This window comes from Caloranaerobacter azorensis DSM 13643 (assembly GCF_900129995.1).
In the GTDB taxonomy this organism is placed as follows: Bacteria; Bacillota; Clostridia; order Tissierellales; family Thermohalobacteraceae; genus Caloranaerobacter; species Caloranaerobacter azorensis.
The window spans coordinates 1-25,968 of record NZ_FQXO01000031.1 but is presented as its reverse complement, the minus strand read 5'-3'; the positions used below and the strand labels follow the sequence as shown (position 1 = coordinate 25,968).

Genomic DNA, 25,968 nt, shown 5'->3' with positions numbered 1-25,968 from the left:
TAGTTTCCAGCAAAAATCGGAAAATCTCAAATTTTTAGTGCTTATTCTGAAATTCTTATAAATCAACGGACTATCGCCCTAAAAAATTTTCAAGTGCTAAATTTCTGAAATTTGACTTCTATTCGTAATATTCATAAGATTGCAACATTGTAAAAAATTATTAAAGCTATTCTTATTGATTTTTTTATATTTTAATATTTATTTGCCAATCTTTAAATAATTATCTCAATATCTACATAGATTCTAATAACTTTAATATTTCTTCCTTATTTTCATCTGGAATTACATCTTCTAATAATATCTAAATATCCTTCATACTCCTTCCTTCACTGCTAAAATGAATGGTATAAAATAATAAACAAGTCAGATTAAATAATCTTAAACTTTTTTAACCAGATTATTCAGTCTGACGAATGCATATATATAAATCTATAAAAATGTTCAGCTTTTTTTACCTAATACCCTATTTTTTATCTAAGATTAGGAAAGTTTAATTGTCTTAAAGCTTCATAAGCTATAATTGCCACAGAATTGGATAAATTCAAGGATCTTGCATGCTCATTATCCAACATTGGTATTCGCATACATCTATCTATATTCTGTTTAAGCAACTCCTCCGGTAATCCAGCCGTTTCTTTTCCAAACACAAGAAAACATCCATCAAAAAACTTCATGTCTGTATAACTTTTTTTCGCTTTTGTAGTTGCATAAAAAAACTTCTCTTTTCCGTATTTTTCTAATAATTCATCAAAACTATCATAATAATGTATATCTAAAATATGCCAATAATCTAATCCTGCTCTTTTTAAATATTTATTATCTAGCGAAAAACCTAATGGTCTAACTAAATGCAATGATGTACCTGTAGCTGCACAGGTTCTAGCAATATTCCCTGTATTTTGTGGAATTTCAGGTTCAACCAAAACAATATTTAAAGCCATAAAGAAAACCCCCCTTATAAATTTTTATCATCATTATCTTTTAATATAATATTAACCTCTATTATGTCATTTCCTGCTTTAAATGGAATACAGTATATGACTTCATCACTTACTATATACTTTATATCTTGCCCATATATCAACGCTGATATGGACAAATCGATTGCAATTCCTGTATTATAAATATCTGAAATAGCATTACAAATTAACATATTATTCATATCACATAATATTTTTACACAAGAAGCATCTAATTCAGCAATAGGAATATCATTTAAAATGCTTGATACAATATTTTTAGATATTGACTCAGAAAGTTTTATTATAATCTGTCCTTTTAAATTACCAGATAAACCAGTAATTATCCCTATATCATCTTTTAACTCAACCTCTTTTTTTATATAAGGTTCTTCAATTTCTACAAATAGTCTTATAGCTTGGGAAAATATTTCTTGTCCTGATTTTATCAATGCACTTATTATAATATCATCCATATGTCCACTCCTTCAACCTAATTTAATACTATTATTGATTACTATATATAATTTTTATTCTATTTTTTGAATTATAAAATTAGCCGATAGTCAAACTTATTTGACTATCGGCTATCAACTGCTAGAATATTAATTCTTTTAAAGCTTTATATACACCGTCATTATCATTTGTATCCGTAATTATATCAGCCTTCTTTTTTACTTCTTCTTCTGCGTTGCCCATAGCTATACCACAGCCTGCAAATTCTATCATTGATAAATCGTTATAATTATCCCCAATAGCTATCACTTCACTACTTTTAATATTCAATATGTTACATAATTTTTCTAATGCTTTACCTTTAGATACACCTTTATTCATTATATCAAAACTGCCTTTCCATGAACTTACAATTCCGATATTCTTATTCTTACTAAGTATACCTTTTACATAATTTAATTTATCTGAATCATCATCCATTATAACAAATTTATAAATTTTAGGTTCTTTCTCTTCAAATAATTTTTTAGCATCATCAATTAATTGTATATTAATCTTATCCCCTGATTTTTGCTCTTTATTCCAATTGTAATATTTCAAAGAATTATAGTTTAATTCTTTAGTATAGAATGTATCATTATCATAAAAATGAAAATACATATTATTGTCTTCTAATACTTTAATTATTTCTTTACAGTCAACAGGATTTATAGGATTCTCATAAAACACATTATTTCTATGATATTCACAAATATACGCTCCATTACAAGCTATTATTGGAGTTACAATCCCCAATAACTTCGCATAAAATCTTGCCGATGTGAATATTCTACCGGTTGAGATAACTACTTGTATCCCTTTTTCTGTAGCAATTTTTAATGCATTCTTATTTTTCTCTGAAATTTCATTATTGCTATTTAATAAAGTTCCATCCATATCTACTGCTATCAATTTGTAATTCATGCATATCCCCTTCTCTATTTTAGTTTTTTTAATCTTATTCACTAATCAAGATAATCATAATCATTATATTAAATTACTTCATAATTTTTTCGATGTTAAAGGTATTAAATATGGACTATTAGTATATAAGTTTTCAGTAATAACAACATTTAAATTATATGCCATTTCTATATTTTCGTATGTAATTACTTCTCTAGGTTTCCCAATACTAATTATTTCACCTTTATTGAGTAAAATCATTTTACTGCTATATCTAGCCGCTAAATTTATATCATGTATAACAATTATTATAGTCATACTTTTTTCTGTATTTAATTTTTTTAGCAGAGAGAGAATCTCTATCTGATGGTTAATATCTAAATGCGAAGTAGGTTCATCTAAAAGCATAATTTCAGGTTCTTGAGCTAAAGCTCTAGCAATAATTACTCTTTGCCTCTCTCCACCACTAATCTGGTTAATACTCTTATCTTTTAAATACAGAGTATCTGTAAGTTTTAGTGAATCTTCTACTATCTGAAAATCTTTATAACTTTCGCTTTGAAATCGCCCTAAGTATGGATTTCTCCCCATAACAACTACATCAAATACTGAAAAATCATAAGCAATATTCGTATCTTGCGGAACTATAGCTATTTTTTTTGCTAATTCCTTTGCCTTATATTCTCTTATTTCTTTTCCATCTATTTTAATAGAACCTCTATTCGGTTTATATATAGAAATCATATTCTTTAATAGCGTCGACTTCCCTGAACCATTAGGCCCTATTATGCTGACAAATTCTCCTTTTTTTATTTTAAAATTAATATCCCTTAAAATCAAACTATCTCCATAGCTAAAATAAAGGGATTCAACTTCAATAGCCATCTCCATCTATTTCACTCCTGAATAATAAGCCTTTTTCTTCTTTAATAAAAGATATAGAAAAAAAGGAGCCCCAAACATAGCTGTAATAATACCCACAGGCACTTCTGTTGGTGATATTATAGTTCTCGCTATAGTGTCTGCAAATATCATAAATATTCCTCCGACTAATGCAGAAGAAGGCAATAAAATCCTATGATCTGGCCCTATAACAAGTCTTATTATATGCGGTATTATTAATCCAACAAAGCCAATAATACCACTTACCGAAACCACCATTGCTGTCATAAAAGCGCATATAACTAAAATAGTTAATTTTACTCTTTCTACCTCTATTCCCATACTTCGTGCAGATTCTTCCCCCGTAAGCATAACATTCAAATCTCTTGAAAAAAAATTTAATACTGCTATTGAAAACAGAACAGGTACTGTAATTGGAATTAATTCATCCCATCCTTTTGAAGAAAAACTGCCCAAAGTCCAAAATATTATCTTATTCACATCTTTTGTATGTATAACCATCAGAAAAGACATAATAGCTGTAAAAAGCTGTCCAACGGCTATCCCGGATAATAAAAGCGTATTTATTGGAACCTTGTTCTTTATTTTTGAAATAAAATAAACTATAAAAGTAGAAATCATAGCTCCTAAAAAAGCACCAATTGAAACACTTGAAAGTTTTAATAAACTAATATTTAATCCTGAAATAATTATTATAGAAGCACCTAAAGCTGCTCCTGATGATATCCCAATAACATATGGATCAGCCATAGGATTTTTAAACATTCCTTGAAAAGCAGCCCCAACACTTGAAAGGGCTGCTCCTACTAATACGCCTAATAATACTCTAGGTAATCTAACTTTTAAAATAATTATAAAATGAGATTGTGGTATTTTATCTATGTCTACATAACTGCCAATATAAGGCAATCTTGAAATTACTATTTTAACTGTTTCCGATACACTTATATTAGCAGTACCTATTGTAGCAAATACACATATACTTATTATCAATACAATAAATAATATTAAAAGCATTATACTTCTGTTGCATTTAATTTTAGATATAAACTCCATATACATCACTACTCTATCCTATTTAAATGCTTCTGGATGTATTTTTCTTGCTATCAATTCTAATCCATCTACTATTCTAGGCCCTGGTCTTGATATTATATCAGGGTCCAATATATAAACTCTATCATTCTTAATAGCATTTATATTCTCATATCCATCTCTCGATTTTATACTATCTACCGTTTTATTCTCTCCATATTTTGATGTCAAATATACGTCTGGATTTCTTTCAATAAGCTGTTCTAAATCGAACTGTGGATATTTTCCTTTTGCATCTTTGGCAATATTTTCTCCACCTGCTAAATTAATAAGCTCATCAATGAAAGAACCTGGTCCTGCTGTCATTAACGGTTTAGCCTGCAGCTCATAAAATACTTTCACTTTTTCTTTTCCTGAAACTACTGACAACACAAAGTCCCTTTTTGCCATCATATCAACTATAGTCATTTTAGCAGCTCTTTGTCTATTGGTTATTTTGCCTAATTCATCAATCAAATTAATCACATCATCTATAGATTCTGGTTCATAACTTAATACTTTAATACCAGCTTCTTTTAGTCTCTTATTAACTTCTTCTTTTCCCTGCCCATATTGTATTACTAAATCTGGAGCTAATTCTATTATTTTTTCAACATTTACATTAAAAAAATCTCCAACTTTTTCTTTACTTTTTGCCTCTTCCGGATAATTACAATAATTTGTTACACCTACTACTCTGTTACCTAAACCTATTGCAAATAAGATTTCAGTATGACTAGGTGCTAGAGATACTATTCTCAATGGCTCTTTTTCTATTGTAACTTTATTTCCGAAATCATCTTCTACTTCTAATGGATAAATTGCGCCGACTTTATTAGATTCATTTATTTCACTCTTCTTATCAATATTTTCTTCTTTCTTTTTAATACAACCCGTAAAAGCTGCCATAATTAATACTAAAGATAATAATAATACTAATACTTTAGTAAATTTACTTTTAATCATTTTATCCCTCCGTTTATCTAATACTCAATTCCTTTCCTCGCTGGTATGCCCTTTTCAAAAGGATGCTTAATCATCTTCATTTCACTAACTAAATCTGCTCTATCAAGTATAGCTTCAGGAACATTCCTTCCTGTTAATATGATTTCCATATTTTCAGGTTTCATGTCTAAAATATGTAGAACTCTATCTATTGAAACTAATTTATTACTTATAACCCCCATAACTTCATCTAAAATAAGAATATCGCAATCATTTTTCTTAATTGTTTCTTCAATAAAATCAAAAGCATAACTAATTTTTTTCTTTAATTCTTCTTTTTCAATTTCATTCATATTCCAGAAAAACTTTTTTGATTTATCAAATCTATATATTTCAAAATTCCCATTAAATTTTTTAGTGCTAAATAATTCTCCGGAATCACGTCCTTTTAAAAACTGTACCATTTTTACTTTGTAACCATATCCAACAGCTCTTAATCCTAATCCTAATGCCGCTGTAGTTTTCCCCTTACCATCACCTGTATAAACTTGAATCAAGCCTTTATCCATTTTCACTACCCCCTAAAATAAAAATATCAACCCTATCAAATGGACAATAGGGTTTTTAAATCCACAATATGATAATATCAAATTGTATTTATTTCTTCAAATTATTTTCTCTATATTTTTAATATAAAATTCTCTTTATTTACAACCCCATCAACTTTTTTAACTATACTATTCTCACTACCTTTTAATATCATTACTTTAGCTTGTTTGTCTTTAGTTTTTATATTTATTGTTAAATTTTTTAACTTATCATTATTAACTATAATCCAATAGAAATTCTGACCTAATTTTTCAACATATAATTGTCCGGCCTTAATATAGCTATTGTTAAACATGACATTACAACCTCTATTATTACTAATAGAAATTCCATCTATATTACTAGCAATAATACTATAAATATTTACCATCTTTCTGTGTTTTATTCTAATAAACCTTCTAGTCACTTTAACATTTAGAATACTAGATAAAATATTTCTACATTCTTTTAAAATCTCAACATGATCGCCTTTTATTTTATACCTATCTCCATATACAGTATAGACACTATCTTCTGTTACCGTTCCATCTCCATTCATTGTATATACTTCATATTTAGGTTTACCATCAAACCATCTTTTAGATTTAGATGTTTTTTCAACACATAAGTATTTTCTAGTCTGCTTCCCCGTTCCCGCTATAAGATAAACTTTTATACCTTTTTGATACATTTCATATATTTTTTTATTTAAAATATTCAAAAATTCATTTTTACTGTTAATTTGAGAAACGGGTATAAATCGTATAAATTTATTATTTTTTTCTATAAATAAATAATCTCCATATTCGTTACTAGGTAATAAATCCTTGACTGAAGGAAAATAATTATGCAATAAACTTAAATTGTCTTTTTCCCCATGAATAATCTTTAAAATCCAAATAAAACCTTCCCAAAGAATTTTAAAAAATAGACTGTCGCTATATTCTTTATAAGGCAGTTCTCCTCCTGCCCAAAAATAGTATGCATTTACTGCTCCACTATTAGGTGTCGAAATCATAATTAGTTTATCTACATCATTTTCATAAAAATCACTTTGAATATATGCTCTTGCAACTATCCCGCCCATGCTATGACAAATAATATTAACTTTTTCTTTTTTTGTATTCTGTTTTGCTTTCTTAATTACAGGGATTAAATATTTTTGCGCTGAATAAATATTTTCTTTTCTCCAATCATAAAACGCTATAAAAAGATTTTCGTCAAGCCTATACCCTAGTTTATTGAGGTCTTCTATTATTGGCCTATATACATACTCGGCTGGTCCGAATCTAAATTCCCCCGTACCGGGAATTATATCGCTACCAATAGAACCAAAAAGCCCTGGTATAAAAACTATTGGATATTTAAAAAACATCCTACCACCTTCTATGTCTTTTCTAATATATTATGCGGTAGGATTTAAAAATGAGCAAAAATAAAACTACTGGTAAACTATATATTTTTCTTTCATAGCTTCTATTTTAACTCCTTCAAGTTTTAGTAATTTAACTTTGCAATCAATCCCTCCCCTATATCCACCTATTTCTCCATTATTATTTATGACTCTATGACATGGAACAACAATAGGAATAGGATTTTTGTTGTTTGCTCCACCAACAGCTCTAAACCCCTTTGGTTTCCCTATTGCCAAAGCTATATCTTTATAAGACTTAACACTCCCATACGGAATTTCAAATAGCTGTTTCCAGACTCTTTTTTGAAATTCTGTGCCATAAAATTCTACAGGTATATCAAACTTTTTTAATTTACCCTTGAGATATGACTTTATTTGCAAACTAAATTCTAACTCTTTACCTCTATACTCACTAATTTCATCAAAATATATTTTTAACCAATTAAAAAAATCTTTTTTATCTTCGGTATATAAACTTAATCTTACTAATCCTCTGCTAGTAAAAGCTAAATATATCTCGCCAAGCAAATCTGAAACAAAACTATAATAATATGCTTTCATCTAAATCTCTACCTCTCCCCTTTGACTAAATACCATTGGTCTCTTACTAGCTTATCTAACCTCGGATTATTCTTAACAGCTCTATTAGATATGACTTTACTAAACCATTTCAATGCCTCTTCTCTATCTCCTAATCTCCTATGTAGTTCTCCAATTAGATAAGCTAATGACAATTCATCAAAAGGAGTCGAAGGAATATCTTCGTTATAATATGCATTTTCAAAAAGTTCTGCACTCAGTTTTAAAAATCTTTCTTCTTCTTTTGAATTCTCATTTAATCTGTTCATCCAAGCTAATCTTAAAGTTATATTACCTAAATCATAATTTTTGAAATTTAATAACTGACCACAATATAAAGCCAACTTATAACATACTATCGCATCATCTACACTTCTTTTTAAAGAAAATTCTCTTTTTCTCCATTTATCCGATACATTCTGCTTAATCACTTCAATATCTTTAGATTTTATCTTATCAAACTTATCCTCTAATGCGGCATATCCGCATTCTGGGCAAACAAATACACTATATTTTAAAGGATTTTCTCCTCTATAATATGTAAAAAAGTCAGTATCTCTTTTTTCAATTCTTAATTTAGAACTTTTGACTTTGCTTGTTGTAAAATCATTTTTACAAACAGGACATTTTACTTTTTTTGTGTATAATTCTTCCATTGTAATCCCTCCGTATACTGCTTATATTATACTATGTCGTTTAGTGCGATTCATCTGTTTGTCCAGGCCCTATCTTAATAATTTCCTTTCTAGGTCTGTAATAATCGCTAGATATAACCTCTGTTTTTATTTTTTTGCCATTTTCATAAATCTCCTTATACGTTTTAACTTTATACCCATACCTTCCTTTTTGTAATATATTTTTGGTGCCCGGTTTTAAATTTTTATCGACTTTTATTTCTACTTCTGGTTTTAATACCTGAATAATTTTAGATTTTATCTTAATCACTCTATTCTTTTTAACCTTTTTCCCAAAAATCGTTATTGTTAATCTATTATCTTTAATTTCTGAATGTATATATACTGGATAATCTGTATTATTACTAAATTTAAAATCTAGATAATCATATGCAACAGTTGCATCTAATCCTTTTTTAACGTATGTAGCTGGTATAGAATGAGGATGCCTTTCCTCTATTTTAAGGTCTGACAATAAAACTGCGTTATACAAAGTTGTAGAAACCTGACAGACTCCTCCTCCAACACCTGATGTTAAATCTCCATCTAATATTATTTTGGCCTCTTTATATCCTGCATTGGCATCTCTTGGGCCAGTAGTTTCATTAAATGAAAAAATCTCACCGGGTAAAATAACCTTCCCATTAATGCTGCTAGATGCTAATTTAATATTATATTTTCTTCCCAAACTACTGCCTGCAAAATTAGTAGTAAAACTTCCCAATCTATCTTTTATGTGTTTTAACATATCCTCTGTGATTTTAGGTTCTTCTATTTCTACTGGTATTTCCACAGAACCTCCCGCTAAAATTGCTTTTATTATTCTACTTTCTAACTCTTCTTTATTAACCCTTTTGCCATACACTTCAGAAAATAATTTAAACCCACTCTTACTATAAACTATATAAGCATCTTTACTTTCAACATCTATATCTTTAGAAACTCTATCTATAATACTTCTCAAGTTAACATCATCATACAATAATCCCATTTCTATATTACATCCATTAATTCTAGTATGTAATATATCTTTAATTCTCTTTATCATATTTCCTTGTCTACCAATCAAAAAAGCCTCATCAACAGCTTTGTAATAATCATAAGTAATTCCCAATTCTTTATATTCAATTATATACTTATAATTTTCATAAATTAATTTAATAAACTTATTATTAAGTTTGTAACCCAATTCTTTTTCTAAATATAATATAGCTTCATTTCTATTTAGCCCTCCAACGTCTATATCATTAATTTTAACACCTTTATGTATGGTAGTTATATTCAATAAAACAAATATAAATATAGCAGATAATAGTATTAAAACAATTAATATACTTACAAATATTTTAACAAAATATCTATTTAAAATAGACATACAATGCCTCCTTAGACAGTAATGACATTATCTTAATTCACCTTATTAAATACTATTAATTAATTAGTAATTATATGAAAATTAACCGCCTAAAGAGGCCTTTTTTTGTATCATTTCGCCCAATATATATTTATAATATCACCATTTTTTAATTCTTGCATCAACTCAGCTTTTTTACCATTCACTTCAAGCTTTAACATACCCATGGGTTTCGACAAATCGAAATCGATATAGTCAAATATATCGACAAATATAAAACTATCTTTTTCGTAAGAAATGACTTTAACTTCACCATTAATTTTTAATGTAATTGTATTATGACCACTATTTTTTTCAGCATCTTTTTCTTTTTTTATTTCAACAGAAATCTCATCATTATTTTTAAGTTCACAATCACCTGATACTTTATTGCCATTAATAAATATTTCATTTTCTTCAGTATTTATATTATGTTCTACTAACAACTCAAATAAAGTTTTTATCTCATCATATACGATTTCATCATTTTCATTGATTATAACGTTATCATCAATGCTCTTTCCATTTACAATAACTTTTTTAATTAGATTCATTTTTTCGCCATTCAAAAATACACATTTATTTACATTCACTAAATCATAAAGTCTTGGCACGGCTTTTTTACCCTTTGTAGCTGCTTTTAGTATAATCTCATCTCCATTATCTAATTTATATTCTAAATTAGCAGGTTTTCTATTGACAAATATCTTTGCAGGTTCTCCAATTTCTCCTTTAATTATCTTTTCTTTACCATTTATAAAGCATTTAAAATTATCTCCTCTTTTAGGAATAAGATTTCTCGGATTATATCCAATAAGTACAAGCACATCTGATACTTTTACTCTTTTAGAATTTAGTAATTTCACCTTTTTACCATTTACGATTATCTCTAGAAAATCTTTATATTTACTTTGTATCGCAGTAATGGCTATTCCTATTGGAGTAATTGCATGAGGACCATTTAATTCTTCTGGTATTCCCTCTACATTTTCAATAGAACTTGTATCTCTAATAACAACTCTTTCTTTTGGCAAACCTAAAAAATTAGCAATCAATTCAGGTAATCTAGGTATGTTGCTACCCCCTCCTATTAAAAAAACAGCACTAGGAGACTTGTCATTATATTCTAATATCCGTTTTGCAATTTCTTTTGCTAAATTTTCAATAGTTTCTATTATACTATCTAATATCTCCTCGCTTGTAAGTTCATGTTCTATTCCAACTATATCTGTAAATTTATGTTTAGTTTCCTTATTTAAATTTATTTTTAATTTTTCAGCAGCATCATAATCTAGTAAATAAGTTTTTGCAATTTGTTCTGTAATTTCATCTCCAGCAATAGAAGTCATTGCATATGCTACTATTGTTCCATCTTTTGTAATTGCTATATCTGAAGTCCCAGCTCCAATATCAACAAGTGCAAGATTTAATAATCTCAGATTTTTCTTAATAGCTACATTAATAGCTGCGATTGGTTCTAAAGTAATGTTTATTACCTCTAAATTTACCCTGTTCATTACTGTATATAGACTATCTACAACTACATGGGGTAAAAATGTTGCTAACAAATCGACACCTATCTTACTTCCTCTGTGTCCCTCCAAATTTTCTATAAAATTATCATCTAAATAATAATTTACTACTGTATATCCAACACAATAATATTTAGATTCTCCTATAACTTTATTAGTTTCTATTAATTCTTGTGCCTTCTGCATAGCTTCCATTTCTAAACTTTCAATTATTGTCTTGTCTATTTCTGTCCCTATATCTATATCTCTATCGACTCTTACTCTACAAGTTTTTAGGGCTCTACCTGCTGCAGCTATTGCAACTTTATCTAATTCTTTGCCAATCTTACTTTCCAAGCTCTGTTTCACTTCTTTAACTATTTTAGCAACTCCATTTATATCATGAATTTGCCCATCATACATACTTCTTTCTTCATGTTCTCTGATTTCACTAGCTATAATTTTAAATATCCCTTTTTCATCACAAACTCCTACTAATCCAATAACCGTTCTTGTTCCTATATCTAAAGAGAAAATTACTCTTTCTTTATCTATATTAGAAAATTTATAACCCACTTGAAACACCCCTTTTAGAATTTAGCCAATTAAACCTATTCTCCATAAATCCCTATAATTCCTCTTGAAATGTCAAAAAAGGTCCATATTATTAATTTAAAAAATCGCAAAAATAAAGACTCTCTACCTTTAGATAAAAGCCTATACAAAATTTTTCATTTATCAGATAAAATATCATCTCATATTGTAATATAATAAAACTATATAATGTAAAGAGGTGGTTTTATGAATAAATTTCTCGTAAAACTAATTATTTTTGTCTTATTAATAACTAGTCCTTTTATAATATTTGCTTACAATAAAAGAATTGAAAACATTGAAACTAAAAAAATGAATGAAATTATAAAAGAAGTAAGCAAAAATTCAATAGTATGTGAGAAAATTATTAAGTTATATGAGAAAAGTCCAGACAACACATTTTACAATTTAAGTCCTTCTATTAAAAAAAAATTCTCAATCTTTATTATGATGAATTTTACAAAAATCAAGTTTTTATTATGTCAGAAATAGAAAAAATGCTTAAAAGTAATCAGAAAAATAGTTATATGATATTAAATAATCTTGGAGATAAAAGTTATAATACTACGTACTCTTATAACATTCCAAAAGGAAATGGGTCGTATTATTACTTTAAAGCCCAAAAAGATTTACTAGAGCATATCTTATATGTTTACAACAAATCTGGATACGAAGAAAGAAAAAAATTATTATTACAGTTTTATAGATATTATCTTCCTTTTAATTCAGGGTATCAACGTGCATTAGATGATGTTTTCAATGATTAATTTATTATTATATTGTGTCCTTAATTTTAAACAGCTTCATTCGATTTTACATACAAGAGAAAAAGTCCCTTAATGGGACTTCAGACTGTTGACAAACTTATATTTTTCAATATTTATGAAAATGAAAGCGAATGCTTGAAAGAATTTAGTTAAAAAACTAGGTGAAAATTTTTGAGAAAATCCGTAGGTTTGACAGGAGGTCAAACCAGCATCCTACAAGACAGGAGGTCTTGATTAGGTGCATTAGGATTTTCTAAAAATTTGAGCCTTAAGTTTTTTCTAAATTCGTCCGCATGAGCGTCATTTTCATAAAATATTTTACTTTGTCAACAAGCTCAAGTCCCTTAATGGGACTTTTCATATATTTGCTCATCTAATTTTTTAATAGCTTCATCACATATTTTTTCTAATTTTTTATATGAATCTCTGATAAAATATCTAGGCTTTTTTTGATAAAATGAATCTTCTTCATAAAAGTCCATAAGTGTTGTATATAATCTAATACTCGCTATTTTCTTTAACATTTGTCTATCATAATCGGAAAACCCCTCTTCACTTAAAACAAATGATCGTCTTAATTTATATATATATTCTTTTAACTTATAAATATCAAAATCAAAATTGCTATTTAACTCTCTAGCAAATTCCAACGACCGATTACATAAACTCAATTTTCTTTGAATATCATTTAAAGTTTGTATTACGTATCTTCTGTCTTTGAGTTTTTCTTCGTCTACATTAACCAATTTATCTTCTAATTCAGATAAAATAATATTAACTGTTCCTGCAGTACCAGAATTACTTAATTTCAAAAACCTATCAATCTTTTTTTGCTTATCATACAATTTATTCAACAAATTAATATTAAACAAAATAGATATACATAAAAAAATAGGCAGACTCTTATTAATAAACTCTTTTATTCTCATATAATTGCTTATCCCCCCTACTCCTGACTTTTCAAGTAAATTAAAGTATGGCTTATTATAATTATGATACAAAATTCATACTTTCCTATTTCCATCTTTATCGAATAATTTTTTTAAATGAAGCTCTGTAAGCGGAATTGCTAATATAATTAAAACGAGACTGACAATAGTTGAAATTATTGCACTAATTTTAGGATTTACAGTTTTATAAATAACAAAACTGATTATAATAGAAATAACTCCCAAAACTATTAGCATTTTTGCACTATATCTATTTCCTTCTTCCCAAGTTTCTTTATTCTTCATAGATAAATATGTTCTATATCCAGATATAAAATTGATTTTTTTAGGTGGAAAAATTTTAAGTATTATACCTACGATAACCATTGAAACCCCTGTAATAATATTAAAAAACAGAGTCGTTTTAACCACCTCACTATATTAAAAACTATTTATATTTATTATTTACTTGTTCAAGTATAATAGTTTTAGGGAAAAATCCATATTTTTTATAAAATGATAAAACCTCTTCATTTCCAACACTTACTCCTATACATATTGATTTCACATTATTTAAGTCCATCCAATCTAGTGCATTTCTCATAAACTCATTACCAATTCCAAGTTTTCTATAGTCTGGTTCAATATATAATGATTCAATTTCCCCTATGTTTCTATCATTTATCGTACTAATGCAATAACCAATATTTACATTTTTCTCTACATCTCTTGCAATCTCAACTTTCATAAATCCTTCTATTTTAGGAACAGTAACTACAATAAACTCATCGAATCTTTTTTTCATTTTTTCTCTTACATTTAATATTTTCTCTCTCAATTCTTCTTCCGAAACCTCAGGATACTTCTTCTTAATCTTATAACACTCACCACAAATCAGCATTCCATTAACTTGATATGTATCATATGGATCTAATTGAATATTACAAATACTACAATATTTAAATTTAGCCATGCTATTCCTCCTTCAATCCTCTCCTCTATTTGATTAACTATCCAACTTTTTTATTATTTCAGATAATTTCATATCAATTTCTTTAAGCCTTAACTCTATTTTCCCAATTTTTTCTTCATTCTTTTTAATCAATTTTGGCATTTCATATACAACTCTATAAAGCATATAACCAATTAAAAGTAATATTATTAAAATTTCACCCATGTACTATTCAACCTTTCTATTAAATAATTAATATTTTCTCTCATATTTTCTGTGCCCAAAAGCCATTCTTATGCTTATAATAACAACAGCTATTGTATACGGTATTGTTGTATTAATATCAAAAATCATTCCTATAATTGATATAACCATAACAATAAAACTCATTAAAAATAAATAAAAACCTGTAAATCTAGCAAGTCCTTCTTTGTCTGCAACTCTTTTTTCATTATATCCTGCTATCAACCAAAGCTTTTTATTATGTTAGCTGATGTTATTTCTTCCACCAATTAAATTGTCGCCCAAACTTTTTAATATTTTCACTAAAAACATACTTAAGATTTTCTTTATTTACTACTTCTCTCATAATATCAATTTGTATATCTATATCTTCTGTCGGAAAGTCTGAACCGAAAAAAATCTTATCATATCCAATCTCTTCAAATATTAGTTTTACTTTTTCAATACCAATATTCTTTTTAAAAATTGGTAATACTCCTGAAGTCTCAAAGTAAACATTATCGTAATTTAACCACGGCATTAAATTAAAATATGGTACTCCTCCAAAATGGGCAATTATAAAACTTGTCTTATGAAAAACTCTAACAATCTTTTCAATATATTTTGGATGAGAATTTTCTATTAATCCTGGTGATGAACCTGGATAACAATGAATCATAACAGGTATATTTAACTCCCCAGCTAATCTATATATAGGCAGTAGCCTCCAGTCGTCTCCATTAACTCCTAAGTTCTGTAAATGAATTTTTATTCCTTTTAAACCTCTTTCATATAATTCAACTATTTTTGTTTCTATATTTTTAATACCACCTGCATAATGCATTTTACTTATATCTATATCAATGAATCCTACTATATCTTCGTCATTTTTAATTATACTTATCATATAATCATTCATTTCATCAACAGGTTGCCAAGATATATCATTAATAGGAACAAAAACAGCTTTGTCTATACCCCTACTTTTCAATCCTTCTTTTACTGTCTTATATCTAACATCTACTTGTCCTCCACACATGATACCACATGCCAGAGAATGTACATGTGCATCGATTATTTCCATAGATTTACCTCCTTTCATATTTTTGAGATGATTTCACATAACGTTTCGTATTTCCGATGTCTCTGAACTGGACCCGCAGAGCTCCCTCTCCCCGGCGGTGCTTACACCCAGTTAAGAAATGTGCGTAGTAAACGGAAATATATTGTTATACGCAGTATGAAAGATTATTGTTACGCATCTAAACATCTATAGCATATATTTAATTTCTAATACTCATATAGCGTTTAAGAAGTAGTTCATCACTATTACTATAGATTCTTTACTTCCATATTTAAGTGGTTGGGTTCTTTTAATCTCTTTATACCCTATATTCTTCCAATATTTAAGTGCTTTTTCATTTTGTTCTACAACACCTATTCTTAATTTTTTAGCCTTTTGTTCATTAGCAATATCAACAATAATATCATGTATAGCCTTCCCCAAACCTTTTCTTCGTTCATCTGGATGCAATAACATCAATCCTATAATCCACTCTCCTTTTTCTGGAAAATCTTGGACTAAATCTACTATACCTATCAATTTTTCATTATAAAATACTCCAAAAATATTTTTATCATCTATATGCTTCCCTGGAGGTAAATCTTCAAATAACTCTTTGACACTACTTTCATCAGCCTTTCTACCTTCAACTAAATAAAAATAATCATCACATTGACTTAATAAATCAAATACTTGTATTTCATTATCAATACTTAACTTTTTAAATATATACTTTTCACCATTTAAATTTATTATTTCTTGCATTTTAAAATCTCCTTAAAGTAATTATGATAATCAATATACCGCTAAGCTACAATTGAATATTTCACATGACGGTGTAAGCACTCTCGTTCGCCACGTATGTTTTTTGTAGGGCGACGAGAATGCTATGTTAAAAGTGGGGTCCATTTTCCCTTGTATTTCTCTTGTAATTCTTTTTGCATAGACATAATTTCTGATAATTTTAAATCTGGCATATTTACACCTCACATAAATTAACCTTTATTTCTCATAATAATACTACTGTGTCAAAACTTACTTAGAAATTGCAACTAACTCTAGTATTTGCGAGATTTAGTTCATTTTTACTATAATATAGTAGGATTTACGAATATAGGTTCATTACCATCTACTTATGTACGTTTTTATACTATTATTTATTGTCAACACATCCATTTTCTTCAAATCTTTTTTTTAGTAACCCATCTGTTTAATACAATGATTTTGACTTAATAATATCTAATGAATTTCTCCATTTATTAACAAATTCCTCCAAAAATTTAATTTAATTTTTGATTAATTTAAAAAACAACAAAAATGAAATAAGAGACATAGAAAAAACTTACAAAATTCAGTTATTCTCTATGCCTCAAACATATAAAATATTTTAATTAATTTTTTTATAATAAAGGCAATATTGTGTTAATGGACAAATCTCGCATTTTGGCTTTCTTGCTTTGCATACTCTTCTTCCATGATATATAAGCCAATGATGCGCATCTGACCAAAGCCTTGGTGGTATATTTCTCATTAAATCTCTTTCTGTATCATAGACATTATCGCTTGAGGCTAACCCGATCCTATTAGATACTCTAAAAACATGGGTATCTACTGCTATAGCATCCTTTCCGAATGCATTACTTAATACAACGTTAGCCGTCTTTCTACCAACTCCCGGCAATTTCATCAGCTCTTCTCTGCTATCTGGAACCTCTCCATTATACTCTTTTATCAAAATTTCACAAGTTTTCAGTATATTTTTACTTTTATTTCTATAAAAACCGCAGCTTTTTATCATATCACCTAATTCCTCTTCAGACAGTTTGATATAATCTTTTGGACTCTTATATTTCTTAAACAATTCATCTGTAACTTGATTAACTCTCTTATCAGTACACTGTGCTGCTAATATAGTAGCAATTAGTAGTTCAAATGCATTTGAGTAGTTTAACTCAGATTTTGCATTTGGATAAAGCTCTTGTAATATTTTTAAAACTTCTTTTATTTCTTTTTTAGTCAATCTTTTCTTCATATGTGAATCTTCCTTACTCTCTTTAGTTTTGAATTCATTACAAGATGTATTATAAAATTTCAATATCGTAATTTGTAATTTCTACCCTACCATCATTTTCTATAAAATTTATTACATTTGAAATTATACTATTCGCATGTGAAGTGTCATTCGTAACACACGCAAAGCCAATGGCAGACTTTTTCCAAGTGTCATTTAAATCAATTTCAGCTATTGAAACGTTGTATCTAGACTGGATTTTACCTATAAGACTTTTTATTACATGTCTTTTTTCCTTTAATGAACTAGCTTCGTATATAAATAAATCCATTTTGCAAGTACCTACAATCATAAAATCACCTCAAGGTTATCTTTAGTTTTAAATAATTAGGAAACTCACACTGTTTTTTAATAAAAGGTGCAAAAATTTGCACCTTTTATTAAAGTATTCTCATCTCTTTTCCAACTTTTTCAAATGCTGTAACTGCTCTGTCTAATTGTTCTTCAGTATGTCCAGCAGTTACCATACATCTTACCCTACCTGTTCCTTTTGGTACAGTTGGATATACTATACCTGATACAAAAACACCATTTTCAAATAACTTTCTACTAAACTCCATTGTTTTAGCTTCGTCTCCAATTATTACAGGAGTTATTGGAGTCTCGCTATTTCCTGTATTGAATCCTAATTGGCCAAGTTTTTCTTTGAAATATCTTGCATTTTTCCATAATCTATCGGTGTATTCTGTAGTTTCCATAAGCATTTTAATAGCTTCAATTATAGCTCCTACTGCTGCTGGTGGTAAAGAAGTACTGAACAATATTGGTCTTCCTCTATGGTTTAACCATTCTTGCATTGTCTTGCTTCCTGCAACATAACCACCAATAACACCAATAGCTTTTGATAATGTACCAATACTAAAATCTACTCTACCATGTAATCCAAAATGGTCAACAGTTCCTCTACCGCTTTCACCCAAAACTCCTGAACCATGAGCATCATCAACATAAGTCATAGCACCATATTTTTCAGCAAGCTCTACTATTTCAGGAAGCTTAGCTATGTCCCCATCCATACTAAATACTCCATCAGTAATAATTAAAATATTTCTATATTTATCTCTATTTTCTTTTAAAACTTTTTCTAAACTATCCATATCTGAATGTTTATATACAGCTCTATCGGCCTTACTCAATCTACAACCGTCTATAATACTTGCATGATTCAATTCATCAGATATTATCAAGTCGCCTTTTTCAGTTATAGCTTGAATCGTACCTGCATTACAATTAAATCCTGACTGAAATACCATAGCTGCTTCTTCTCTTTTAAACTTAGCAAGTAATTCCTCTAATTCTTCATGTAAATCCATATTACCTATTATAGTTCTTACTGCTCCTGCTCCAACACCATACTTTTCAACTGCTTCAATAGCAGCTTTTTTAAGTCTTGGATGATTTGCAAAACCTAAATAGTTATTAGAAGAAAGATTTATAACTCTTTTACCATTAAGTATAACTTCCGCTTCATTTGGTCCTTCTAATATCGGTAACTTTCTATAAACTCCTTGATCTTTTAATCCTTGAATTTTCTCTTTTAAAAATGTCAATTCATGCACATTACCCATAGTTTTTACCTCCTCAGATAAAATTATTTATTAGGATATAATACTACTTTCCCACAATTGCCGCTCTTCATTAACTCCATACCTTTTTCAAATTCTTCTAATGGCAATTTATGAGTAATTATAGGTTCAAGATTTAAATTGCCTGAAGCAAGTAATCCTTTTACTTGATGCCATGTATTATACATTCTTCTACCTACTATACCTTGTATTGTTATACCTTTGAATATAATATCATTTGCTAAATCTAATTCTACATTTTTAGATGGAATTCCAAGTAATGACATCCTTCCACCTAATTTGATATATTTAAATGCCTGCTGTATTGCCATAACATTACCAGACATTTCTGCAACAACATCTACTCCATATCCAGAAGTTTCCTCTAACACTCTATCGACAACGTTTTCCTTAATCGGATTTATAACAACGTCAGCTCCCATCTTTTTAGCTAATTCTATTCTATATTCATTTACTTCGATAGCAATAACCTTTGAAGCACTAGCAGCTTTCGCAACAGCCACTGCCATTAATCCTATTGGACCACAACCTACAACAGCAATACTCTTTCCAATAATTTCACCAGCTAATACAGTATGTACTGCATTACCCAATGGTTCTTGTATTGATAGCAATTCTACTGGAACATCTTTATCATTTACCCAAGCATTGCTTTCTGGTATTGCTACATATTCTGCAAATGTACCATCAGTATCAACACCTAATATTTTAGTATTTACACAAATATGTGCATTACCTGTTGTGCAAAGAGGACAAACTCCACACACAATATGAGTCTCGGCTGAAACTATATCTCCAACTTTTACAGATTTCACATTACTACCAACCTCTACAACTTCACCTGCAAATTCATGTCCCATTACTCTTGGTGGTTTAATCCTTTTTTGAGACCATTCATCCCAACTGTAAATATGATAATCAGTACCACATATAGAAGTTGCTAAAACTTTAACTAAAACATCGTTAGGACCTATTTTAGGTATATCTCTTTCTGCAAGCACTGCTCCAACACCCGGTTTATCTTTTAATACAACCTTCATTTTACCACTCATATCATTGACCTCCCTAAAAAATAGTGTGTAAATCAAAATAAATACTAATATTAATATACCACATTTGAAACCATTTTTCCTTCATTGATAAACATTTTTAATATTTTGTCATATTTTTAACATATTTAATTTATTGGCTATCGAAATATTCAATAAGGTTGTATATCTCTTGTTTAACCTCTTTTGACTTCTCTTTTTCCAAATGTGATAATAATATTCTATTTCCTATTTTTCTATCTATTTTCATTAATGCCCATGCTGAATATTCTCTAATCATTAGACTCGAGTCTTCTAATGATTTATTCAATAATTCTATGGCTCTTTTATCTCTTAAGTTCCCTAATGCTATAATACAATTTCTTTTCAAAATATTTTTACCTCTCCAGCTTCCAGTCATATGCCCATATTTCTTCTTAAATTCTTTATTTGACAGATTAAATATTTCAACAATATCTAAATACCCATTCGTTATTTTAGGAATAAACTCTTTGGTTCTACCCTTCTTTACATTCTTATTTTTCGGACAAACTAATTGACAAGTATCACACCCATAGATTTTGTTATTCATTTTGTCTCTTAATTCATATGGAATTTTCTCTTTTGTTTGTGTAAGATATGAAATACACCTTTTAGGATTTAATACATAGGCATCTTCTAGAGCTCTTGTTGGACAAGCATCTAAACAAAGTCTGCAATCCCCACACTTACTAATAGATTCACTATCAGCTTCAATTTTAAGATTCGTTATAATATATCCAATAAAAATAAAAGAGCCGTATTCATCATTTATTATTAAACAGTTCTTACCATACCAACCTATTCCTGCTCTTTTAGCTATTTCTTTATCTACTAGAGAACCAGTATCTACAAAGATTTTACACTCTACATCATCTTTGATCTCTTTAATATAATCAACCAATAATTCTAATTTTCTATACAATACGTTATGATAATCTATCCCCCATGAAGATTTAGAAAGTCTACCTTTAAAAATACTCTTTACATCAATACTATTTTTAAAGTCAACATTGTATGAAAGGCCAGCAGCAATTATCGTATTAGCCGATGGCATAATTTCTTTAGGATCAATCCTTAATTTTATATCTTCTTGTTCAAATTCTGCCATATATCCCTTTTGTTTTCTAAATGTTAAATATTCTTTTATTTCATAAAATGGCTCTGCACTACAAAAACCTATTATATCTAATCCAACTTCTATTGCTTTTTCTTTTACAAACTTTTTTAAATCCATTGTACTCATCCTTTAATCAGTTATTCCATCGCCATCTTTAGGATACTCTACTGCTAATGTGGTAGCACCTTTAATAGGCCATATCTTTGTTACTGCTTTTCCAACAATATTCTCTATTGGTACAAATCCAAAAGTTCTACTGTCATTACTATTATTTCGGTTGTCCCCTAAAACAAAAACGTATCCTTTAGGTACAATCCCCTGTAAAATATTATAGTCTCTTTTTATATATTTTTCATCATCAATATATCTTTCCATCAATAATTCTCCATTTATATATACGTGATTACCTATAATCTTAAATTTTTCTCCTTCTAATGCAATAACTCTCTTAATAAATAGTTCTCCTTCTCGATTTTTTAATGGTGGTTTAAAAACAATTATATCTCCACGTGAAGGTTTTTTATAGATGTATGACAACTTATTAATCAACAACCTATCATCATCATTAATTGTATTCAGCATAGAACACCCTTTTACCAAAGTAATGCTTATAACATATTTATCAATCAAAATAGTTATTACTAATGTAATGAATATAACTTTTAGACAATCAATAAAAACTTTAATTTTACTTTTATTAATCACAATATCACTTCCTGTTAATATTCTTATTCTCCAATAACGGTTTTAAAAATTATCATAAGTATCAGCCCTATAATAAATCCATATGTAGCTAACATCTCGTTATTATTACAATGGCTTTCTGGTATTAATTCATGAGATACTACATAAAACATAGCTCCTGCTGCTACTGAAAGTATAAAAGGTAATAATTTGTCCGTTAATCTCGCAGCAAAAAAACCTATTATTGCAGCAATAGGTTCTCCCATTCCCGTTAAGAAAGAAAAGAAAATTGCTCTACCTCTAGGATATCCACCTTCTATTAATGGAGCAGCTACCACTAGGCCTTCTGGAACATTCTGTACTCCTATCGCCAATGCTAAACTCAACCCAGTACTCATATTACCAGTTCCATATCCAACTCCTATTGCAAAACCTTCTGGTATGTTGTGAATAGCAACTGCTATCGCTAAAAGTATATTCTTTTTAAGTACACTACTATTACTATCTTCTTTATAATTTTTTGTATGTGTATGCGGAACAAAATATTCTATAACGGTTAATAACAGCGTACCTGTTATTATCCCTCCAATAACACTTAACAAATTACCATCTTTTAAAGCCGGTTGTATTAAGTTAAAAGAACTTGCAAATACCATAATCCCGCCAGCAAAACCCAAAAGCCCATCCTTTAGGGCTTGTGGAACTTTTTTTATAAATAAAAAAGGTAATGCTCCTACTCCAGTGCATAAACCTACTAATATACTAACTAATATACCTTGCACCTATAATCCCTCCCGTTAATCATATATATATTATCCATATACATTAATAGGTTTATTCATTTGTATCAAAAAAACAAATATCCTCGGGTATAAAACCCGAGGCGTACTAATTTAAATATTATTTACATTTAAAACCCTCATTGAATTTAATACTGCTATTAAAGCAACACCTACATCTGCAAATACTGCAGCCCACATTGTAGCATATCCTAATGCACCTAAAAGTAATACTATTCCTTTAATACCTAATGAAAATATAATGTTTTGCCATACTATTTTTCTAGTTCTCTTTGCAATTTTAATTGCAGTAACAAGCTTTGACGGTTCATCAGTCATAAGCACTATATCTGCCGCTTCAATAGCTGCATCTGAACCTAAACCTCCCATTGCTACTCCTATATCAGCTCTTGCAAGAACTGGTGCATCATTTATACCGTCTCCAACAAATATTAACTTGCCTTTAGTTTGCATTTCTCTTTCCAGCATTTCTACTTTTTCTACTTTATGTTGCGGTAAAAGCTCTGCATAAACTCTATCTAAACCTAATTTTTCACCTACACTATCAGCTACTTTTTTATTATCTCCAGTAAGCATTACAGTTTTGTTTACCCCAATAGCTTTTAATTCTCTTACCGCTTTTTCAGAATCCTTTTTCATTTCATCTGAAATAATGATATAACCTGCATACTTTCTATCTATTACTACATGAACAATAGTTCCAGCTGCATCAACATCTTCATATTCAATATTTTCTTTTTTCATAAGCTTATCATTTCCAGCAAGCACTACTTTACCTTTTACAACTGCTTTAATTCCATATCCAGATATCTCATCATAACTTTCTATATAATCCTTATTTATTTCTTTTCCATATTCATTTAGAATCGAAACTGCAATAGGATGATTAGAATAACTTTCTGCATATGCAGCAATTTCTAATAGCTGCTCTCTAGAAATCCCATTCTTTACTTTTATTTCTGTAACTTTAAATACACCTTTAGTTAAAGTACCCGTTTTATCGAATACTACAGTATCTACATTATTTAAAGCTTCTAAATAGTTCCCACCTTTTACAAGAATTCCTCTTTTAGACGCTCCTCCTATACCTCCAAAAAATCCTAATGGTATAGATACGACTAAAGCACAAGGACATGATATTACTAAAAATACAAGTGCTCTATAAATCCATTCTGAAAATTTAGCACCTTCAATTACAAGTGGAGGAATAATGGCTAAAGCTAAAGCCGCAAACACTATTATAGGAGTATAATATCTCGCAAATTTTGTTATAAAATTTTCAGTTGGAGCTTTTTTACTGCTTGCATTTTGGACTAAATCAAGTATTTTGGATACAGTAGATTCTCCGAATTCTTTTGTTACCTTGACAGATAATAAACCGTTTTTATTAATGAATCCACCTAATATTTCATCTCCAACTTTAACCTCTCTTGGCACAGATTCACCTGTTAATGCAGATGTATCTACCATAGATTTACCTTCTACGACTACTCCATCTAGTGGAACTTTTTCACCAGGCTTTACTACAATTATATCTCCAATATTAACTTCATCTGGTGATACTTTTTCTATATCTTCTCCAACTTTAAGATTTGCATAATCTGGTCTGATATCCATAAGTTTTGCAATAGATTTTCTAGAACGATTAACTGCTAAATCCTGCATAAATTCCCCTATTTGATAAAATAACATAACTGCTACTCCTTCTGGAAACTCTCCTATTAAAAAAGCTCCTATTGTCGCTACAGCCATTAAAAAGTTTTCATCAAACACTTGGCCTCTTAATATATTTTTACCTGCTCTTAATAATATCTCTCCTCCTATTAATATATAACTTATAAAAAATAAAATAAACTCAATCCAAAATGAAAATTTAAAAATTATAGCTATACTAAAAAAAGATGCTCCTATTAATAATCTTATAAGCTCTTTTTTATTATCCCCTTTTCCATGAGAATGACTATGTTCTTTATGCCCTTTATCATTTTTACTCTCATCTAATACATCTACTTCTGGTTCTATTTTCTTTATTATCTCTATTGCTTCTTTCGTTATTCTATTAAAGTCTCTTTTATTGGCCTCAATAATCAATTTTCCTGCCGTGAAATCTATATATGCATTCTTTACTCCATTTATCTTTTTTACCCTTTCTTCGATTTTAGATGAACAACTAGCACACATAAGCCCCATTAACATTAATACCTTTTTTGATACTTTTTCTATAATTTTTTCTTTAACTATTACATGAGGTTCCATCTTTTTTATAATATCCTTTGTTTTTAAAATAACTGAATCCATTTTATCTTCATCTGATATCTCGATTGTTAATGTTTTAGTTATAAAATTTAAATTTGCAGTCTTGACATCGGATAATTCATTTATTTTTGCCTCTATTTTTGCTGCACAATTGGCACAATCTAAACCCTCTAATATTAGTTCTTTCCGAATTCTTCTGCTCATTCAAACACCCTTTCATATATAATGTCGTATGAATGATTATTCATATGTTCATCTATGTATTATTATATACCCATTTTTTCAAAAATACAACTATATTTTAATTTTATAAAATCGTATAAAATAAAAATCGAGTAGGAGGTAGATGATTAATTCATCTACCGACCTCTCACACCACCGTACGTACCGTTCGGTATACGGCGGTTCATTAGGTTAAG

The 25,968-nt window shown here is 28.9% G+C and carries 29 protein-coding genes and 1 pseudogene; 2 read left to right on the top strand and 28 right to left on the bottom strand.

The annotated features are described in order from the left end of the window. Nucleotides 1–470: 470 nt before the first annotated feature. From trmL to BUB51_RS06500, 12 genes are all read right to left on the bottom strand, one after another. Nucleotides 471–941 carry a tRNA (uridine(34)/cytosine(34)/5-carboxymethylaminomethyluridine(34)-2'-O)-methyltransferase TrmL gene (gene trmL, locus BUB51_RS06555; RefSeq protein ID WP_035164096.1) on the bottom strand — a complete coding sequence of 157 codons (471 nt, stop codon included), beginning with the start codon at nt 939–941 and terminating at the stop codon, nt 471–473. A gap of 14 nt (nt 942–955) precedes the next feature. Then, nucleotides 956–1,435, bottom strand: coding sequence for a chemotaxis protein CheX (locus BUB51_RS06550; RefSeq protein WP_073196417.1), 480 nt, complete (start codon nt 1,433–1,435; stop codon nt 956–958). A gap of 121 nt (nt 1,436–1,556) precedes the next feature. Then, nucleotides 1,557–2,378 carry a Cof-type HAD-IIB family hydrolase gene (locus tag BUB51_RS06545; RefSeq protein ID WP_073196415.1) on the bottom strand — a complete coding sequence of 274 codons (822 nt, stop codon included), beginning with the start codon at nt 2,376–2,378 and terminating at the stop codon, nt 1,557–1,559. Nucleotides 2,379–2,456: 78 nt separating this feature from the next. Continuing rightward, the gene (locus BUB51_RS06540; RefSeq protein WP_073196413.1) at nt 2,457–3,248 is read right to left on the bottom strand and encodes an ABC transporter ATP-binding protein; all 792 of its coding nucleotides are present in this window, start codon (nt 3,246–3,248) and stop codon (nt 2,457–2,459) included. Continuing rightward, nucleotides 3,249–4,322 carry a FecCD family ABC transporter permease gene (locus BUB51_RS06535; RefSeq protein WP_242945560.1) on the bottom strand — a complete coding sequence of 358 codons (1,074 nt, stop codon included), beginning with the start codon at nt 4,320–4,322 and terminating at the stop codon, nt 3,249–3,251. It abuts the gene before it with no gap. A 12-nt stretch (nt 4,323–4,334) separates the two neighbouring features. Next, nucleotides 4,335–5,300, bottom strand: a complete 966-nt coding sequence (locus tag BUB51_RS06530; protein WP_083599536.1) for an ABC transporter substrate-binding protein — start codon at nt 5,298–5,300, stop codon at nt 4,335–4,337. A gap of 17 nt (nt 5,301–5,317) precedes the next feature. Then, complete coding sequence (locus tag BUB51_RS06525; RefSeq protein WP_073196411.1) at nt 5,318–5,848, bottom strand: cob(I)yrinic acid a,c-diamide adenosyltransferase; 531 nt, start codon at nt 5,846–5,848, stop codon at nt 5,318–5,320. Nucleotides 5,849–5,958: 110 nt separating this feature from the next. Continuing rightward, nucleotides 5,959–7,242, bottom strand: a complete 1,284-nt coding sequence (locus BUB51_RS06520; protein WP_073196409.1) for a lipase family alpha/beta hydrolase — start codon at nt 7,240–7,242, stop codon at nt 5,959–5,961. A 66-nt stretch (nt 7,243–7,308) separates the two neighbouring features. Continuing rightward, nucleotides 7,309–7,842: a methylated-DNA--[protein]-cysteine S-methyltransferase gene (locus BUB51_RS06515; RefSeq protein WP_073196407.1), complete on the bottom strand. Its 534-nt coding sequence runs from the start codon at nt 7,840–7,842 to the stop codon at nt 7,309–7,311. Nucleotides 7,843–7,850: 8 nt separating this feature from the next. Continuing rightward, the gene (locus BUB51_RS06510; RefSeq protein ID WP_073196404.1) at nt 7,851–8,516 is read right to left on the bottom strand and encodes a DUF2225 domain-containing protein; all 666 of its coding nucleotides are present in this window, start codon (nt 8,514–8,516) and stop codon (nt 7,851–7,853) included. Between the two features lie 40 nt (nt 8,517–8,556). Continuing rightward, nucleotides 8,557–9,909: a VanW family protein gene (locus BUB51_RS06505; protein ID WP_073196403.1), complete on the bottom strand. Its 1,353-nt coding sequence runs from the start codon at nt 9,907–9,909 to the stop codon at nt 8,557–8,559. A gap of 110 nt (nt 9,910–10,019) precedes the next feature. Next, nucleotides 10,020–12,014: a cell division FtsA domain-containing protein gene (locus BUB51_RS06500; RefSeq protein WP_083599535.1), complete on the bottom strand. Its 1,995-nt coding sequence runs from the start codon at nt 12,012–12,014 to the stop codon at nt 10,020–10,022. Nucleotides 12,015–12,239: 225 nt separating this feature from the next. On the opposite strand from BUB51_RS06500, the gene BUB51_RS06495 reads away from it, so the two are divergent. Both BUB51_RS06495 and BUB51_RS06490 read left to right on the top strand, forming a co-directional pair. Further along, entirely contained in the window at nt 12,240–12,524 is a 285-nt protein-coding gene (locus BUB51_RS06495) for a hypothetical protein (protein WP_073196401.1), read from the top strand. Beyond that, complete coding sequence (locus tag BUB51_RS06490; protein ID WP_073196386.1) at nt 12,512–12,799, top strand: hypothetical protein; 288 nt, start codon at nt 12,512–12,514, stop codon at nt 12,797–12,799. Before BUB51_RS06495 ends, BUB51_RS06490 begins: the two co-directional genes overlap by 13 nt. Nucleotides 12,800–13,143: 344 nt before the next feature. Here BUB51_RS06490 and BUB51_RS06485 read toward each other — a convergent pair whose 3' ends face one another. From BUB51_RS06485 to BUB51_RS13715, 16 genes and pseudogenes are all read right to left on the bottom strand, one after another. Then, entirely contained in the window at nt 13,144–13,728 is a 585-nt protein-coding gene (locus BUB51_RS06485; protein ID WP_073196384.1) for a hypothetical protein, read from the bottom strand. Between the two features lie 75 nt (nt 13,729–13,803). Next, nucleotides 13,804–14,115 (bottom strand): SdpI family protein, encoded by a 312-nt coding sequence (locus BUB51_RS06480; RefSeq protein WP_073196382.1) that lies wholly within the window; start codon nt 14,113–14,115, stop codon nt 13,804–13,806. Nucleotides 14,116–14,176: 61 nt separating this feature from the next. Next, on the bottom strand, nt 14,177–14,701 hold the full coding sequence (locus tag BUB51_RS06475; RefSeq protein WP_073196381.1) for a GNAT family N-acetyltransferase: 525 nt from the start codon (nt 14,699–14,701) through the stop codon (nt 14,177–14,179). Between the two features lie 33 nt (nt 14,702–14,734). Next, a complete protein-coding gene (locus tag BUB51_RS13075; RefSeq protein ID WP_159430395.1) occupies nt 14,735–14,905 on the bottom strand; it encodes a hypothetical protein in 171 nt (56 codons plus the stop codon). A gap of 27 nt (nt 14,906–14,932) precedes the next feature. After that, on the bottom strand, nt 14,933–15,148 hold the full coding sequence (locus tag BUB51_RS06470; RefSeq protein ID WP_073196380.1) for a DUF3784 domain-containing protein: 216 nt from the start codon (nt 15,146–15,148) through the stop codon (nt 14,933–14,935). Nucleotides 15,149–15,176: 28 nt separating this feature from the next. After that, a complete protein-coding gene (locus BUB51_RS06465; RefSeq protein ID WP_073196379.1) occupies nt 15,177–15,986 on the bottom strand; it encodes an amidohydrolase family protein in 810 nt (269 codons plus the stop codon). A 213-nt stretch (nt 15,987–16,199) separates the two neighbouring features. Beyond that, nucleotides 16,200–16,730 carry a GNAT family N-acetyltransferase gene (locus BUB51_RS06460; RefSeq protein ID WP_035163517.1) on the bottom strand — a complete coding sequence of 177 codons (531 nt, stop codon included), beginning with the start codon at nt 16,728–16,730 and terminating at the stop codon, nt 16,200–16,202. 622 nt (nt 16,731–17,352) lie between these two features. Beyond that, nucleotides 17,353–17,997 (bottom strand): endonuclease III, encoded by a 645-nt coding sequence (nth, locus tag BUB51_RS06455; protein WP_035163534.1) that lies wholly within the window; start codon nt 17,995–17,997, stop codon nt 17,353–17,355. Nucleotides 17,998–18,046: 49 nt separating this feature from the next. Then, nucleotides 18,047–18,328: a DUF503 domain-containing protein gene (locus tag BUB51_RS06450; protein ID WP_073196378.1), complete on the bottom strand. Its 282-nt coding sequence runs from the start codon at nt 18,326–18,328 to the stop codon at nt 18,047–18,049. An 88-nt stretch (nt 18,329–18,416) separates the two neighbouring features. After that, complete coding sequence (locus tag BUB51_RS06445; RefSeq protein WP_073196377.1) at nt 18,417–19,604, bottom strand: glycine C-acetyltransferase; 1,188 nt, start codon at nt 19,602–19,604, stop codon at nt 18,417–18,419. Between the two features lie 23 nt (nt 19,605–19,627). Next, entirely contained in the window at nt 19,628–20,674 is a 1,047-nt protein-coding gene (gene tdh / locus BUB51_RS06440; protein ID WP_073196376.1) for an L-threonine 3-dehydrogenase, read from the bottom strand. Nucleotides 20,675–20,804: 130 nt separating this feature from the next. Continuing rightward, nucleotides 20,805–21,926: a tRNA epoxyqueuosine(34) reductase QueG gene (queG, locus tag BUB51_RS06435; RefSeq protein ID WP_083599533.1), complete on the bottom strand. Its 1,122-nt coding sequence runs from the start codon at nt 21,924–21,926 to the stop codon at nt 20,805–20,807. 12 nt (nt 21,927–21,938) lie between these two features. Beyond that, a complete protein-coding gene (lepB, locus tag BUB51_RS06430; RefSeq protein WP_159430394.1) occupies nt 21,939–22,514 on the bottom strand; it encodes a signal peptidase I in 576 nt (191 codons plus the stop codon). A gap of 23 nt (nt 22,515–22,537) precedes the next feature. Further along, entirely contained in the window at nt 22,538–23,275 is a 738-nt protein-coding gene (locus tag BUB51_RS06425; RefSeq protein ID WP_035163509.1) for a ZIP family metal transporter, read from the bottom strand. 111 nt (nt 23,276–23,386) lie between these two features. Next, on the bottom strand, nt 23,387–25,549 hold the full coding sequence (locus BUB51_RS06420; RefSeq protein ID WP_479722836.1) for a heavy metal translocating P-type ATPase: 2,163 nt from the start codon (nt 25,547–25,549) through the stop codon (nt 23,387–23,389). A 3-nt stretch (nt 25,550–25,552) separates the two neighbouring features. Beyond that, nucleotides 25,553–25,753 (bottom strand): annotated as a pseudogene (locus BUB51_RS13715) (cation transporter); the annotation flags it as partial. Between the last annotated feature and the right edge of the window lie 215 nt (nt 25,754–25,968).